Origin of the sequence: Arthrobacter sp. 18067 (genome assembly GCF_902706295.1) — a bacterium.
Taxonomy (GTDB): domain Bacteria; phylum Actinomycetota; class Actinomycetes; order Actinomycetales; family Micrococcaceae; genus Arthrobacter.
In genome coordinates this window covers 1-14,059 of sequence record NZ_CACSJJ010000015.1, presented here as the reverse complement: position 1 = coordinate 14,059, position 14,059 = coordinate 1, and the positions used below count along the sequence as shown (strand labels likewise).

14 protein-coding genes are annotated in these 14,059 nt (G+C 62.3%); 9 read left to right on the top strand and 5 right to left on the bottom strand.

Annotated features, from left to right (window positions below; genetic code table 11):
* The first annotated feature begins 62 nt into the window (after positions 1–62).
* The 8 genes from GVL04_RS15150 to GVL04_RS15115 all read left to right on the top strand — a co-directional run bounded on the left by GVL04_RS15150 (position 63) and on the right by GVL04_RS15115 (position 7,714).
* Complete coding sequence (locus tag GVL04_RS15150; protein ID WP_159706050.1) at positions 63–1,352, top strand: ABC transporter substrate-binding protein; 1,290 nt, start codon at positions 63–65, stop codon at positions 1,350–1,352.
* Positions 1,349–2,305 (top strand): carbohydrate ABC transporter permease, encoded by a 957-nt coding sequence (locus GVL04_RS15145; RefSeq protein ID WP_159706048.1) that lies wholly within the window; start codon positions 1,349–1,351, stop codon positions 2,303–2,305. Before GVL04_RS15150 ends, GVL04_RS15145 begins: the two co-directional genes overlap by 4 nt.
* A 4-nt stretch (positions 2,306–2,309) precedes the next feature.
* Complete coding sequence (locus GVL04_RS15140; protein WP_159706046.1) at positions 2,310–3,125, top strand: carbohydrate ABC transporter permease; 816 nt, start codon at positions 2,310–2,312, stop codon at positions 3,123–3,125.
* Between the two features lie 58 nt (positions 3,126–3,183).
* Positions 3,184–4,623, top strand: coding sequence for an NAD-dependent succinate-semialdehyde dehydrogenase (locus GVL04_RS15135; protein ID WP_159706044.1), 1,440 nt, complete (start codon positions 3,184–3,186; stop codon positions 4,621–4,623).
* Positions 4,624–5,367: a sulfite exporter TauE/SafE family protein gene (locus tag GVL04_RS15130; RefSeq protein ID WP_159706042.1), complete on the top strand. Its 744-nt coding sequence runs from the start codon at positions 4,624–4,626 to the stop codon at positions 5,365–5,367.
* 48 nt (positions 5,368–5,415) lie between these two features.
* Positions 5,416–5,604 carry a hypothetical protein gene (locus GVL04_RS15125; RefSeq protein ID WP_159706040.1) on the top strand — a complete coding sequence of 63 codons (189 nt, stop codon included), beginning with the start codon at positions 5,416–5,418 and terminating at the stop codon, positions 5,602–5,604.
* 91 nt (positions 5,605–5,695) lie between these two features.
* Positions 5,696–7,090: a phosphomannomutase/phosphoglucomutase gene (locus tag GVL04_RS15120; protein WP_159706038.1), complete on the top strand. Its 1,395-nt coding sequence runs from the start codon at positions 5,696–5,698 to the stop codon at positions 7,088–7,090.
* Positions 7,091–7,207: 117 nt separating this feature from the next.
* Positions 7,208–7,714 (top strand): isoprenylcysteine carboxylmethyltransferase family protein, encoded by a 507-nt coding sequence (locus GVL04_RS15115; protein WP_159706036.1) that lies wholly within the window; start codon positions 7,208–7,210, stop codon positions 7,712–7,714.
* Positions 7,715–7,790: 76 nt separating this feature from the next.
* Here GVL04_RS15115 and GVL04_RS15110 read toward each other — a convergent pair whose 3' ends face one another.
* The 5 genes from GVL04_RS15110 to GVL04_RS15090 all read right to left on the bottom strand — a co-directional run bounded on the left by GVL04_RS15110 (position 7,791) and on the right by GVL04_RS15090 (position 12,973).
* Complete coding sequence (locus GVL04_RS15110; RefSeq protein ID WP_159706034.1) at positions 7,791–8,987, bottom strand: amidohydrolase; 1,197 nt, start codon at positions 8,985–8,987, stop codon at positions 7,791–7,793.
* Positions 8,988–9,010: 23 nt separating this feature from the next.
* Entirely contained in the window at positions 9,011–9,763 is a 753-nt protein-coding gene (locus tag GVL04_RS15105; protein WP_159706032.1) for an amino acid ABC transporter ATP-binding protein, read from the bottom strand.
* Between the two features lie 26 nt (positions 9,764–9,789).
* A complete protein-coding gene (locus GVL04_RS15100; protein ID WP_159706030.1) occupies positions 9,790–10,755 on the bottom strand; it encodes an amino acid ABC transporter permease in 966 nt (321 codons plus the stop codon).
* 2 nt (positions 10,756–10,757) lie between these two features.
* Positions 10,758–11,693: an ABC transporter substrate-binding protein gene (locus GVL04_RS15095; protein ID WP_159706028.1), complete on the bottom strand. Its 936-nt coding sequence runs from the start codon at positions 11,691–11,693 to the stop codon at positions 10,758–10,760.
* An 86-nt stretch (positions 11,694–11,779) separates the two neighbouring features.
* On the bottom strand, positions 11,780–12,973 hold the full coding sequence (locus GVL04_RS15090; protein WP_159706026.1) for an amidohydrolase: 1,194 nt from the start codon (positions 12,971–12,973) through the stop codon (positions 11,780–11,782).
* A 422-nt stretch (positions 12,974–13,395) separates the two neighbouring features.
* Between GVL04_RS15090 and GVL04_RS15085 the strand changes: the two genes are divergently transcribed.
* Positions 13,396–14,059, top strand: a 664-nt coding sequence (locus GVL04_RS15085) for an ornithine cyclodeaminase family protein (protein WP_159706024.1), incomplete at its 3' end; no start/stop codon positions are given.

Here is a 14,059-nt window from a genome sequence, read left to right as displayed (position 1 = left end):
GGCATCATGTGTGCCCAATTCCCCAACAACCAGGCACAGCAACACTCAACGAGGAGATTATTGTGAGTCAGATTTCACGCAGGCAGGCCATGGCCGTTCTCGGAGCTCTGGGTCTCGGCGCGACCGCTGCAGCATGCGCAGGCCCGGGCGGTTCCACGGCCCCAGGTGGCGCCACGGGTCCTTCCGCTCCTGCCACCGGTGCCGTCACCGGGAGGGTGTCCTTCGCCCACTGGCGTGGCGAGGACAAGGCAGTGTTCGACGAACTCATCAAGCGCTTCGCCGCAATGAACGACGGCGTGGAGGTGGCCCAGGACATCTCCACGTCCAACGACTACAACGCCCAGGGTTTGCAAAAGGTGCGGGGCGCGGCCATCGGTGATGCGTTTGCCACCTTCCGCGGTGCCCAGTTCAACAATTTCAGTGAAGCCGGAATCTACACCGAGCTGAAGAACAGCAAAGCTGTTGGCAATTACCAGAAGGGCCTCCTGACGGCTGGACAGTCGGGCGACAGCCAACTGGGCCTGCCCTATCAAGTGGTCTTCCCCATGCCGATGGCCAACACGGACCTCTTCGACAAAGCCGGCGCCGAACTGGCTCCAAAAGACTGGGACGCATTCCTGGGCATGTGCGAAAAGCTGGCCGCATCCGGCGTCATCCCCATCTCCTGGCCCGGCGGCGACGTTGGAAATGGTGGCCAGCTGTTCAACTGCATGATTGCCAACAACGCCCCGGTGGATGACATGTGTGCCCAAATCGAACAGGGCAAGCTCAAGTGCACGGACGACTGGTTCATCCGGATGTTGAACCAGTACAAGGATCTGGTCCCCTACCTTCAGCCCAATGCCACAGGTACTGCGGTGGAGCCTGCACAGAACCTCTTTTCCCAAGGCAAGGCCGCGATGCTGGCCACGGGCTCCTATCACATCGCAGCTGTCCGCAACCTGGGCGCGACGTTCCCCATTGAGCTGGTTTTCCCCAACACATCCACAGACGGCAACGCCAAGTATGAGGGCGCCTACAATGCCACGTTCATCCTGGGCGTCAATTCCGCCAGCAAGAATCAGGCGGCCGCCGCAGCATGGATTGACTTCCTGTCCGAACCTGCGAACGCTGGCTACTACGCCAACCAGACGGCCCAACATGTGTCCGTCAAGGACGTCGAATACACCAACGCGGACCTCAAGCGTTTGAGCCCGTGGCTGGACAAGAAGACGGCTTTGGCTGCCCGGTTCCAGTTCCAGAACCTGGACGTCCGCAACGCCGTCGAAGCCAGCGCAACGGCTGTCATTTCAGGCACCAGCCCTGAACAAGCAGCCGAAGCAGCCCAGAAGATTGTCGACGAACGGCTATGAGTACCCATACCGGAACGGCCGCCAAGCGAAAGGCGCCGGACAGCACCACGGAAGCCGAATCGAAGAAGCGCCGGTCCCCTACCCGTGTGAATCCTGCCCTCTACCTCTTCCCGCTGCCAGCGGTGGCGATCATCGCCGTGTTCCTGGTGATGCCCACATTGCAGGCGTTCCAGTACGCCATCACGGACTGGAACGGATTCTCGGCAGCCTTCAACTACGTGGGTGTGGACAATTTCGTCCGGGCATTTACCAAGGATTCATTGTTCACCAACGCCCTGACCAATAACCTGAAGTTCGTTTTGTTGGTGGTTATTGCACAAACGCTGTTCTCGTTGCTTCTGGCCCTGCTGCTGACAAGGAATTCCCGGGGGAACGTGGTGCTTCGCGCTTTGTTCTTCTTCCCCACCATCCTGTCCTCGGTGTCCGTGGCCTTCATCTGGAAGTTCATCTACGATCCCAACTTCGGTCTCGCCAACTCCGCCCTGGGCGCCATCGGCTTGGACGGGCTTCAGGGTTCATATCTGGGCAACAATTCCCAGGCGCTCTACTGGGTTGCAGTCACCCAAGTGTGGTTCCATGCGGGCCAGATGATGGTGGTCTACATCGCAGGTCTTCAGGCCATTCCGCGCGAACTGTATGAAGCGGCCGAGATGGACGGAGCCAACAAGTGGCAGCAGTTCAAGTCCATCACTTGGCCGTTCGTAGCCCCGGCAACGTCCATCGTGGTCGCCTACACCACGGTCCAATCGTTCAAGGCCTTCGACCTGATCCTGGGTATCGCCGGCAACCCGCCCAAAGGGTCGCTGGACATTCTCTCCACACGCATTTACAGCACTTTTGCCAACTCGGAGTTCGGATATGCCGCCGCTCAGTCAATCATCTTCATGGGGATGATCGCCTTGGTTACCTGGCTGCAGCGCCGGTTGCTCCGTCTGACCCCGAAGGGGGAATGACAGCATGCTTGCATCAATCAGCCGCCGCGGAATCCTTGCCATCTACGCGGTCATCATCATTGTCCCCATCACGGTCGTGCTGTTCGGCAGCTTCAAGTCCACGCAGGAACTTTTCGAGGGTCCGTTCAGCCTGCCGCAGTCCCTTGCCCCCGATAATTTCGCGGAAGTCATCGGAGGCCAGGACCTCGGCTCATCGTTCCTGAACAGCGTCATTGTCACCGGCATCTCTGTTCCCATAACCCTCTTCATTGCCAGCCTCGCTGGTTATGCCGTGGCCCGGCTCAGGGGCTTCGCATCCTGGGCCATCTTCGGATTCCTGGTTCTGGGAATGGCCATCCCCGCCCAAGCCAACATGGTTCCGCTGTATGTCCTGTTCGGCCGCATGGGCCTGCTGGACAACCTCACCGGCCTCATCGTGGCCAACATTGTCTCCACACTGCCCATCGCTGTGTTCATCCTCGGTGGTTTCATGCGCACACTGCCCAAAGAACTCTATGAAGCATGTTCCATTGATGGCACCGGCCCCTGGCGGACCTACGTATCAATCGCACTGCCTCTCTCGGCGCCCTCGATAGCCGCTGCTGCCATCTTCTTGTTCGTCATCCACTGGAATGAATTGCTTTACCCCCTCTTGTTCATCCAGTCCCCTGGCAACCGCACCCTGCCGCTGGCCTTGCTGAGCTTCCAGGGAGAATTCCAAACCAATTACCCGTTGCTGTTCGCCGGAGTCATCCTTGCCTCCTTGCCTGTAGTGGTGGCCTACGTCTTCCTGCAGCGCTACTTCGTAGCGGGCATTACCGCCGGTGCCAGCAAGGGATGAGGCACCATTCCGCCCGCCGGACAGCGCCCCTCTCCCAGCCAACGAAAGGCAACACAAAGTGAACCTGAAATCAGCACAACACCTGATTAACGGAACCTGGCACTCGGCAGGAACATCCAAGGACGTGACAGACCCCGGGAATGGGAGCACCGTAGGCGAAGTGGCCTGGGGAACTGCCGAGGACGCGACCAAAGCTGCTGACGCTGCTGCCGAAGCATTCGGTGACTGGTCCCGCTCAACAGTCCGCTCCCGCGCAGACCTCCTCCACAATGCCGCCGCGCTGTTATCCGAACGCCGCGACGAACTGGCGCTCACCTTGGCATTGGAAGCCGGCAAACGACTCCCCGAGGCGCAAGGCGAAGTGGACTTCTCAGTGGAATACTTCCGCTGGTTCGCCGAGGAAGCACGCCGCACAACCGGCACCGTCAGCCCACCCGAACTCCGTGGCCGCCGGCACCTCAGCTCTCGCAAGCCCATTGGAGTCGCACTTAGCCTCACCCCATGGAATTTTCCCGTTTCCATCCAAGCCCGCAAACTCGCCGCCATGCTCGCTGCCGGCTGCACCGTGGTGGGCCGCGTCTCCGAAAAGGCGCCGCTTGCCGCGACCGGCCTGTTCGAGATCCTGCACGACGCCGGGTTCCCGGCCGGCGTCGTCAATCTGGTGCATGGCCCCTCACGCGAAATCACCGGCGCCCTGCTCAAGCACCCCGCAGTCCGCGCCGTCAGCTTCACGGGATCCACCGGGGTGGGCCGTCAGATCATGGCCTCGGCATCCGAACGTGTAGTGAGGCCGTTGCTGGAACTCGGCGGCAACGCGCCGTTCATCGTCTTCGAGGACGCAGACCTCGATGCCGCCGTTGAGGGCGCCGTACTTGGAAGGCTCCGCAACACAGGTCAGTCCTGCGTCGCCGCAAACAGATTCCTGGTCCAAGACAGCATCGCGGACGAATTTGCACGGAAACTTGCTGCAAAATTCGACGCCATGACCATTGGGCATGGAGTTCCCGACGGTGACACACCCGTCCCGGATCTTGGTCCCGTCATCGACGCCGAACGCGTAGCCGCTGTGCAGGCCTTGGTAGACGATGCCCTTAACCGCGGCGCCCGCCGGGTCACGGAACGCACCCAAGTTCCTGGAGAAGGTTCCTTCATGGCCCCCACGCTCCTGACCGGTGTTCCCGACGACGCACCCTTGGTGAGCGAGGAAGTCTTCGGCCCCGCAGCAGGAGTAGTGACCTTCTCCTCGGAAGAGGAAGCCATCCGCAAAGCAAATGCCACCGAAATGGGTCTGGCCGCATACATCTGGAGCAGCAGCCCGAAGCGTGGTTGGGACCTCCCTGAACGGCTGGAAGCAGGCATTGTTGGAGTCAACGATCCCCTCCCGTCCGTGGCCTTTACGCCCATGGGAGGCGCCAAGCAGTCCGGCTTGGGCAGGGAAGGATCAAGCCTGGGCCTTGAGGAGTTCGAGGAGGTCCAGTACGTGGCTTGGAGGCCATAAATGCTGACCACCGGGCTTGTGCTGGGAGCCGTCGTCATGGGTGCCGGGATGCAGCGCATTACCGGCATGGGATTCGCATTGGTGGCGGCCCCCTTCCTGGTCCTGCTCCTGGGCCCGGTTGAAGGGGTGGTGCTGGTCAACGTCTGCGGGGCCGTGACAGCCGGAGCGATCATTTTCCGCGTCATGCGGGACATCGACTGGAAGAGATACATGGCGCTGGCCGCGTCAGCTCTCCTGGGCATTGTCCCCGCGGCTATCCTCATCCGCTATCTGCCGCCGCCGGTGCTCGAGATCTCGATCGGAGTTACCCTTGCCGTGGGCCTGACCGTCCTGCTGGTCATGAAGTCAGCCGTCCTGCCCCAGCGTCGTCGCTACCTCTTCACCGCAGGCGGACTCAGCGGCTTCATGAACACTGCGGCAGGAGTGGGCGGACCGGCCGTAAGTATGTACTCCATCGCCACCCGGTGGCAGCACAAGTCGTTCGCCGCCACAATGCAGCCCTACTTTTTCACCATCGGCTCGTTTTCCCTGATCTCCAAGGCGGTCACTGCACCAGCTTCGTTTCCGGTCCTGCCGATGACAATGTGGCTCGCGGTCGCTGCCGCCTGCCTGGTCGGGCTCGTTCTGGGTGACCTCGCATCCAAGCGGGTTTCCACCAGGGCCGCCCAGATTCTCCTGATCATCCTGGCCTATCTCGGAGCAGCCGCCACCATTATTCGCGGTGTGCTGGACGCAATGGGCTGACACCGCTCCACTCAAAATCAAAATCCCACAACCATCGAAAGGACTGTCATGTCCATCACTTCATCAAAAGAAGGCACCCTGCGCGTTTCCACGACCACGGGTGAACCAGTTGCTCTCACCATTGAGGCTTCCGATCCAGTGGCCGTTCGGCTTGAAATTGACAACAAGTGCGGCTGTGCCGACAACCCGGTTCGAGGCGTCGGCTCCTACACAGATACGGACTTTGGCATTCGCTAAAGTGCAGGCCGCCTCAAACGACCTGATAGTGTTGCTTTTCCAACACAAACCGTTCGCTTCTTGTCATCGAGGCGTGCGCGCAAGGAGAATTATGGATCTTTCCACGTCTTTCAAGGCCTACGACGTCCGTGGCATAGTTGGCGTTTCGCTGACCGATCACGTCGCAGAAGCCATCGGAGCAGCTTTCGTGGATGTATTGGGACTTGCGGGCAAAACGGTGTTCTGCGGCGGTGACATGCGCCCGTCATCCCGCGGATTCGTCTCGGCATTTTCACAAGGCGCAGCTACCCGGGGCGCCAACGTATATGACCTCGGGCTCATTGCCACCGATGAGCTCTACTTTGCCTGCGGCGCCCTGAACGCGGCGGGCGCCATCTTCACAGCGAGCCATAACCCAGCCCAGTACAACGGGATCAAGATGGCCAAGGCCGGAGCAGTCCCCATCTCGTCGGACTCAGGGCTCTTAGACATCCGGGACCTCGCTCAGCGCTATCTGGACCACGGGTTTCCTGAGGCCGAAGCAGTTGGGACCGTGGCCTCGCTCGACGTTCTTGCGGACTACGCACTCAAGCTGCGTTCGCTCGTGGACCTGAGCGGCGTGCGGCCGCTCAAAGTCGTCGTCGACGCCGGAAACGGCATGGCCGGGCTGACCGTCCCCGCAGTGTTGGGCAGCCAGATATTGGAAGCCTTACCGCTGACCATTGTTCCGCTTTATTTTGAGCTGGACGGCACGTTCCCCAACCATCCAGCCAACCCCTTGGAGCCGGAGAATCTCAGGGATCTGCAAGCTGCCGTACTGGCCCACGGCGCCGACCTTGGATTGGCATTCGACGGCGACGCGGACCGCTGTTTCGTGGTCGACGAGACCGGACAACCAGTCACGCCGTCGGCGATTACCTCCATGATCGCTGTACGCGAGATTTCAAGGGTCCAAGCAGCGGGCCAGGCCGACCCGGTGGTCATCCACAACTTGATAACGTCCCGGTCAGTGCCCGAATTTGTTCAGGCTGCAGGCGGCCGACCGGTTCGTACCCGCGTGGGCCACTCCTTCATCAAGGCCCAAATGGCCGAAGAGGACGCCGTATTCGGTGGAGAACACTCGGCCCACTACTACTTCCGTGACTTCTACAACGCGGACACCGGGATGCTGGCAGCGATGCACGTCCTGGCCGCCCTGGGCGAACAGCCTGCGCCCCTCTCCACACTTGCACGGCAATACGAGCCGTACTCTGCCAGCGGCGAAATCAACTCAACCGTGGGGGACGTTGCCCAAGCCATCGCGGACGTGCGGGGAACTTACGATCAATCAACAGGTGTCCGCATTGATGACCTGGATGGCCTGAGCGTGATCGCAGAGTCGGGAGAGTGGTGGTTTAACCTCCGGGCGTCGAATACCGAAGAATTGCTTCGGCTCAATGTCGAAGCCAAGGATGCAAAAACCATGGGCCGCATGCGGGATGCTGTCCTGGACATGATCCGGAAGTAATCAGTCCCTACGGGCGAAACCGGCAGGCAGCTGGCCGCCAACTTGAAGCGTTCGACGGCGGGTGCGGACTTGGCGGGAGGGTCGCATGAATGGCGGAATGGGGCTAATCTGGCGCGCATGGCCCAGGCAAGCTCGCCCGTACGTGCGTGGATCGGGACAATTCTCTTCCTGTTCCTGGCGCCTGGCATCGTCGCGGGATTTGTACCGTGGCTCATCTCCGGCTGGCGGCGGCACGACTGGGACGGGGCGTGGTTGGTGGTGGTGATCGCGTGGATCGCGATCGCCGCGGGTGTGGCGTTCCTCCTTCACTCCTTCGCGCTGTTCGCCCTGCACCAGGGAACGCCTGCCCCGGTGGCTCCCACGGAGACGCTAGTCGTGACGGGGGCTTACCGCTATGTGCGCAATCCGATGTACCTCGCGGTGTTGACCATCATCCTCGGACAGGCGTTGTTGTTCGGGAGCTGGGGGCTGGTGATCTACGCACTGATTGCCCTCGCCACCGTGGTCGCGTTCGTGAAGGGCTACGAGGAACCCACGCTCACTGAGACCTACGGCGAGCAATATCTGGCTTACCGGCGCAACGTCCCGGGGTGGTGGCCTCGGATCACACCGTGGCGGGGATAGAGCCGGGTCGCCGGACCACCCCCACGGTGCCCGCAGCGACCAGGATCGTAAGGATCAGGTGCTGCGGGCGTGGGCGTCAGACCAGCACTTCGCCGTCGCGGGCGACGGCGCGGCCTGCGGAGACCACGAGCCGCCGCTGAGGGCATCGCACGAGCGCGTCCGGGACGTTCTCGGCGTCGAGGAGCACGATGTCGGCGCGTGCACCGGCGACGAGGTCGTGCTGCTCCCGACCGACGAAAGGCGCGCCGTGTTTGGTCGCGTACTCGACCGCGTTGGTGAGCTTATCGTCGTGGCGGAACCCATGCAGGCGCGCGAACGCGAATGCCACGCGCAGCAGGTCTCCGTCGCCAAACGGCGACCACAGGTCGCGGATGCCGTCGGTGCCGAGGCCCAGCGGAACGCCGCGCTCCCTCAGTTGCTGCCAGGGCAGCGGCGCGGTGCCGCTCATCGCGACGGTGGTCCACGAGATGCCCGCCTCGGCAAGCCCCTCGATGATCTCCTCCTGCACGCCCTTCTGCAGTGAGCCCATAGCGAAACCGTGGGAAATGTTCACCCTGCCCTGGAGGCCGGCGTCGATGGTGCGGCGGATCACCTGACGGTACTCGTAGGCGCCGAGCGAGCCGAAGTCATGCAGATGCAGATCAAGGCCGACGCCGCGCTCCACGGCGATCTGGAACAACCCGTCGAGCTGACCCTCGACGTCGCCGTCGATGGTGCCCGGATCGAGGCCGCCAATGGCATCCGCCCCGGCCTGAGCAGCCTCGTCGAGCAGCCGCAACACTCCCGGCCTGCGCAAGACGCCGTCTTGCGGGAACGCCACCGTCTGAACCTGGATCGCCCCATCGAGTTCAGCGACCGCGGCTTGCACGGTCTCGAGGCCCTTCAGCCCGATGCCGAGGTCGACGTCGATGTGCGTACGGGTCGCTGTGGTGCCGTGACGGAGGAACTCGCGCAGCACGGCTGCGGCCGAATTCACGTTCGGGATGTCGTAATTCCCGCGCTCTGCGCGCTCGTTCGCGATCCAGCCCTCGACGGTCGGGTGCTCGGAATAGGTGTACGGCACCCACGGCTTGCCCCACCAGCTTTTGTCGACGTGGGCGTGCGTGTTGATGAACCCGGGCACGGCCAGCAAACCGCCACCGTCAAGGTCACCGGCGTCGGATGTGCCCGAGGCAGGTGCCACCTCAGTGATGACGCCACCGCTGATCGTGATATCCGCAGCCTCGGCACCCCACGGGCGCACGTTCCTCAGGGTAAATTTCTTGTCAGTCATTCTCTTCCTCTATCTATTCGGACTCAGTGCACGCGGCTCAGGAAGGACGCTGTGCGTTCGTGCTGCGGGTTGTCGAGCACATCGCGTGCCGGACCATCCTCGAGAACACGGCCTTGGTCCATGAACACCACTCGGTCAGCCACCTCGCGGGCGAAGCCGATCTCATGCGTGACAACGATCATCGTCATGCCCTCCTCCGCGACCTGCCGCATAGTTTGCAGAACCTCGCCGACCAGCTCGGGGTCCAGTGCGCTCGTCGGTTCGTCGAACATCATGAGTCGAGGCTCCATGGCGAGCGCCCTGGCAATCGCCACCCGCTGCTGCTGTCCGCCCGAGAGCTGGCTCGGATACGAGTCGTCCTTGTCGGCCAGGCCAACCTTGGCCAGCAGCTGCCGCGCGTTCGCGACTGCCTCCTTACGCGGGCGGCCCAGAATCCGGGCCGGGCCATAGGTGACGTTATCGAGGGCTGTCATGTGACCGAACAGATTGAAGTGCTGGAACACCATGCCGATGTGCTGGCGGGCCTTGGCCACGCGGCGTTCGCTCTGTTCATAGAGCTGCCCGTCGTGCAGTTGGTAGCCGACGCGCTCCCCGTTCACCTCGATGACGCCACCGTCGACGGGGTCAAGGTGGTTGATGCACCGCAGTAACGTACTCTTGCCAGAGCCCGACGGCCCAAGGATGCAGACGATCTCCCCGGTTCGCACCTCGATGTCCACGCCTCGGAGCACATGGTTGTGCCCGAGCCACTTGTGCACGCCGTCGATACGCAGCATGGTGTCGGTCGACGTTACTGCGGGAGCTACTTGCGCCACAGCGCACCTCCGATGATGGTCCGAATATTTGTGGTCTTCGCCGTGCCCGTGCTCTTGGGCGAACGCCGTGACCCGGGCTGCGAGGCGTTGAAACGGCGCTCAAGGAAATGCTGTCCGGTGCCGGCGATTGTCACCAGGATCAAGTACCAGAGCACCCCAACGATGAGCAGGGGCAGGATCTTGAAGTTCTGCCCATAAATGAGCTGCACACGGGTCAGCAAGTCGCTGCCGCCGATCACGGACACGAGGGAGGTTGCCTTCAGCATGCCGATGAACTGGTTGCCGGTGGGCGGGATGATGACCCTGATCGATTGGGGCAGCACGATGCGGGCCAGGGCCTGGTTGCGGGTGAGGCCGATGCTCACGCCCGCGTCGGTCTGGCCAGTCGGCACCGAGATGATGCCGCCGCGGATAATCTCGGCCATGTAGCCCGACTCGGCGAGCGAGAGGGCGATGAGGCCCGCGGTGAAGCCTGAGATGAGGGTGTTCGTATCCTGTCCGAGGATCACGGGGAAGAGCACTGCAAGGTTGAACCAGAGCAGAACCTGCACAAGCATCGGGACTCCGCGGAAGAACCAAACGTAAGCGCGTCCGATAACGCTTACCACCTTGTTGTTGCTCTGGATCATCAACGCGATGCCGAAGGCGAGCACGATGGAGATGAGCATGGCGAAGATCGCCAGCTGGATCGTTACGCCGACGCCCTGGAGCACCACTGGGTTGAACATGTACTCCCAGGTGACGTTCCACTCCATGTTGGGGTTCTGGGCCTGGGACTGGATGAAGAGGACCAGCAGCGCGATGGCCACGAACCCCGTGACGATCTGGCCGTACTGGGGTCGCCGCTTGGCACGGATCGGCGCCTCCTGTACGGGCGGCTCGTCGCCGGCCCTGCGTACAAAGTGCGTTGGCTTCGTCGAGGTCGGGAGTGGTGACTGAGTGATCTCGGGCATGATCACTTCTTCGCCAGGTTGATGCCCGGTGCATCGAGGTCGATGACCTCGACATGCCAGCGCTTGAGGACTTCGTCGTAGGTGCCGTCCTCGTGGATCGCCTTGAGGGCGGTGAGGAAAGCGTCGCGGAGCTCCGTCTGCGCTTTATTGAAGGTCATACCGAGGTAGACCTTCTCCTCGAAGTCGACGGGGAGTGACTCGAGCTTGTCGCCGGTCTCGCGCTGGATGACCGAGACCGCCATGTCGGGCCAGAAGATGGCGTCGATCCGGCCAGAGGTGAGCGCCAGGTTCTTATCACTCGAGTTCGGGAAGGAGATGAGCTCGGTGGCAGGCTTGCCCTTCGCGGTACACGCCGCGGCCATTAGTTCTACGAGGCGGTAGGCATCGGATCCCTTTACGTCGCCAATCTTGGCGCCGCAGCCGCCGTCGACGGCGCTCGTGATGCCTTTGGGGTTGCCCTTCTGCACCATGAAGACTGTGCCAGCCCACTGGTAGTCGATGAAGTCGACCTGCTCCTGCCTCTTCTTGCGGTCGGTCATCCCGGCGATCGCCGCGTCGAACTTTCCGCTCTGCATACCGATCAGAATCTGATCGAATGGCACTTTCTCCCACTTGACCGGGATACCGAGCTGCTTCGCCATCAACTCCATAAGATCGACGTTGTAACCTTGGATGCCGGTGGAGCCGGCCGGGGTGAAGTTAGCCGGCTCGAAGTCGGGCTGTGTGGCGACGGTAAGCACCCCCTTGTCCCTGAACTTCTGCGGGAGCAGGTCGAAGAGGGGCGCTTTCTCGTCCAGGGCGGCGGGCTTCCCCGATTCCCCGACGGCCGTGGCCGTGGAGCCGGAGACGCCGCATCCGGTGATAGCGAGCACTGCGAGGCTGCCTGCCACGACGATGGCTGCAGCGCGGCGTACGAAGGTGGTGCGGTAGAACGACATTGTTCTTGCCTTTCGGGCGGGGTTCCGCGGGATGCGGAACTGGTTGGGGGGAAGTAGCGAGCAGGGTCCCGCTCGCTGGGCCTGGGTTACCCCTTGCGCAGGGGGTTCCCGTGGCGTGCGACGACTTTGCCGCGTTTCAGCACGAGCCGCCGAGGCGTCCGGGCTGAGACTGCCTCACCGATGCTGGCGGCATCGATGAGGAAGAGATCTGCGGGTGCGCCGGGTTCGATCCGGGCGGGTTCGCGCCCGAGGGCGACCGCCCCGCCGCTAACCGCCACGTCAAATGCCACGGCGATCTGTTCGTCGGTGCGATAACCGTTTCGATAAGCGAGGTGGAAGGTGCGGTCGAGCATGTCGCCGTTTCCGTACGGTCCCCAGTGATCTCGCACGCCGTCATTGCCTGCGCCGATGTTGACGCCCCGCCCTCGCAGCTCGGCAATCGGCAGCACGGGCGTGTTGTAGACCGTTGCCGTCAGCAGGGAGATCCGCGCTTCCGCGAGGCCCTGCGAGATCCGCTCGGACTGGGCTTGGTCGACATCGATGATGGCCACGCCGTGCGAGATTGCGACCCGGCCCTCGAGCCCATGCCGCAGCACTCGCTCAATGATGAGTTCCATCGTGTGGGCACCGAGAGTGCCACGCTCGTGCAGGTGGATGTCGATCCTGGTGCCGTAGGTTTTGGCGAGCCCAAAGATCAGATCAAGGTGACGCACCGAGTCACGCTCCAGCGCGGCGGGGTCGATGCCTCCGAGGCATCCGACCAGCCCTTGTTGAAGGGCCGACTCGAGCAGCTCGGCCGTGCCGGGACGGGTCAGCAGTCCGCCCTGCGGGAAAGCGACCTGTTCGACGTCGATCACGTCGGCCAACTCTTCGGCGACGGCGGCAACGAGCTTGAGCCCGCGAAGCCCGATTTCGGGATCGACATCGGTGTGGGTGCGGGCAAGTGTCGTCCCCGCGGCGGCCATCTGCCCGAGCAGGGCGTACACACTGTCGCGGCTCGGCAGGCCGAACTCCGCGCGGCCCCGCTCGCCGTTGGCGATGCGGTCCCCGAGCGCGGGCCCCGCGGAATGCGGAACCCAGCTGCGGCCCCAGAGTGTCTTATCGACGTGGCAATGAGCGTCGACCATTCCGGGCAAGGCGAGCGCACCAGCACCCTCCTCGCGCACCGCCGCGGCGGGGTCAATCACGCCAGCCGGCTGGATCTGTGCGATGAGGCCGTCCTGGACGAGCAAGTCCACCGGCCGCGATTTATGCGCCAGCCGTACGCGCTCGATAAGCATGTCCTGCATCCCAAAACTCCCACTTTCATGACGATCGTCACATGAACTCGATAGGCACACAGTAGGTTGATTTGGTATCCCATGGCAAGAGTCGGGACGCAAAATTCCGAATATTTTCTACGAAAAGAGTGGATTTCTCTCTCGGTTGACGTATCGAGAAGACTGTTTGGCATACCAAATAGAATCTCTGACTCGCGAGGGCTTCCGCCGATCCACCCGGACAAAGGCAGCGTGACAGCACCTAAGAGCTAGAATCTCTGGTATACCAAGTTGAACCGTCCAGATGGGTTGGCGTCGTTGGATGACTACGAAATACCCCTATCTCGCGATTTGTCCAGCGAGTCATTGACGGCGATTTCCAGCTTGGTATACCTTGAGCGCAATCGACCTCGATTCACAGAGATCAACTCACGAAGGTGCCCATGACACTCATTCTCACCGCTTCAGCCCTTGAAGATCTGGCCAGCATGGCCGAAACAATATCCGCCGTAGAACGTGGATTCGTCGATATCGCACGAGGCACCGCCCAACAGCCAGCTCCGCTGTCCCTTCACCTGCCGTCTTCGGACGCACGGTATTTGCTCATGTCCGGATTGGCCGATACCCAGCGACTCGCGGCAGTAAAGCTGCTGTCCGATATTCCCGCCAACCGCGAGGCTGGACTCCCTACGCAGCGTTCAAGCATCCTGCTGGCGGACCAGATCACTGGGGAAACCCTCGCCCTTCTTGACGGCAGAGTTCCCACGCGGGTCCGGACGGCTGCGGCAAGCGCTGTGGCGAGCAAGCACCTTGCCCGACCCGACAGTTCAACGCTCGGCCTGATCGGCGCGGGCGCGCTGGCGATCGCCCATGTCGAAGCCATTCTGCACGTGCTACCCATCAAGAAGGTGGTCGTCTGGTCCCGCACCAACGCCACCATCCAAGCCTTCCAGGCGAGGACCACGCATCGGGCCATCGAGATCGTGGCGGCATCCAGTGTCCAGGAAACGGTGGAGGCCGCTGATGTCCTCTGCACGCTTACACCGTCCGTAGAGCCACTGGTCCACGGCGAGTGGTTCCGTCCGGGGCTTCACATCAATGCAGTGG

Bases quoted from the DNA above. Each gene is read 5' to 3' on its own strand.
- GVL04_RS15145 (WP_159706048.1), top strand. From the start codon at position 1,349: ATGAGTACCCATACCGGAACGGCCGCCAAGCGAAAGGCGCCGGACAGC.
- GVL04_RS15140 (WP_159706046.1), top strand. From the start codon at position 2,310: ATGCTTGCATCAATCAGCCGCCGCGGAATCCTTGCCATCTACGCGGTC.
- GVL04_RS15130 (WP_159706042.1), top strand. From the start codon at position 4,624: ATGCTGACCACCGGGCTTGTGCTGGGAGCCGTCGTCATGGGTGCCGGG.
- GVL04_RS15125 (WP_159706040.1), top strand. From the start codon at position 5,416: ATGTCCATCACTTCATCAAAAGAAGGCACCCTGCGCGTTTCCACGACC.
- GVL04_RS15120 (WP_159706038.1), top strand. From the start codon at position 5,696: ATGGATCTTTCCACGTCTTTCAAGGCCTACGACGTCCGTGGCATAGTT.
- GVL04_RS15115 (WP_159706036.1), top strand. From the start codon at position 7,208: ATGGCCCAGGCAAGCTCGCCCGTACGTGCGTGGATCGGGACAATTCTC.
- GVL04_RS15110 (WP_159706034.1), bottom strand. From the start codon at position 8,987: ATGACTGACAAGAAATTTACCCTGAGGAACGTGCGCCCGTGGGGTGCC.
- GVL04_RS15105 (WP_159706032.1), bottom strand. From the start codon at position 9,763: ATGCTGCGTATCGACGGCGTGCACAAGTGGCTCGGGCACAACCATGTG.
- GVL04_RS15100 (WP_159706030.1), bottom strand. From the start codon at position 10,755: ATGCCCGAGATCACTCAGTCACCACTCCCGACCTCGACGAAGCCAACG.
- GVL04_RS15095 (WP_159706028.1), bottom strand. From the start codon at position 11,693: ATGTCGTTCTACCGCACCACCTTCGTACGCCGCGCTGCAGCCATCGTC.
- GVL04_RS15090 (WP_159706026.1), bottom strand. From the start codon at position 12,973: ATGCTTATCGAGCGCGTACGGCTGGCGCATAAATCGCGGCCGGTGGAC.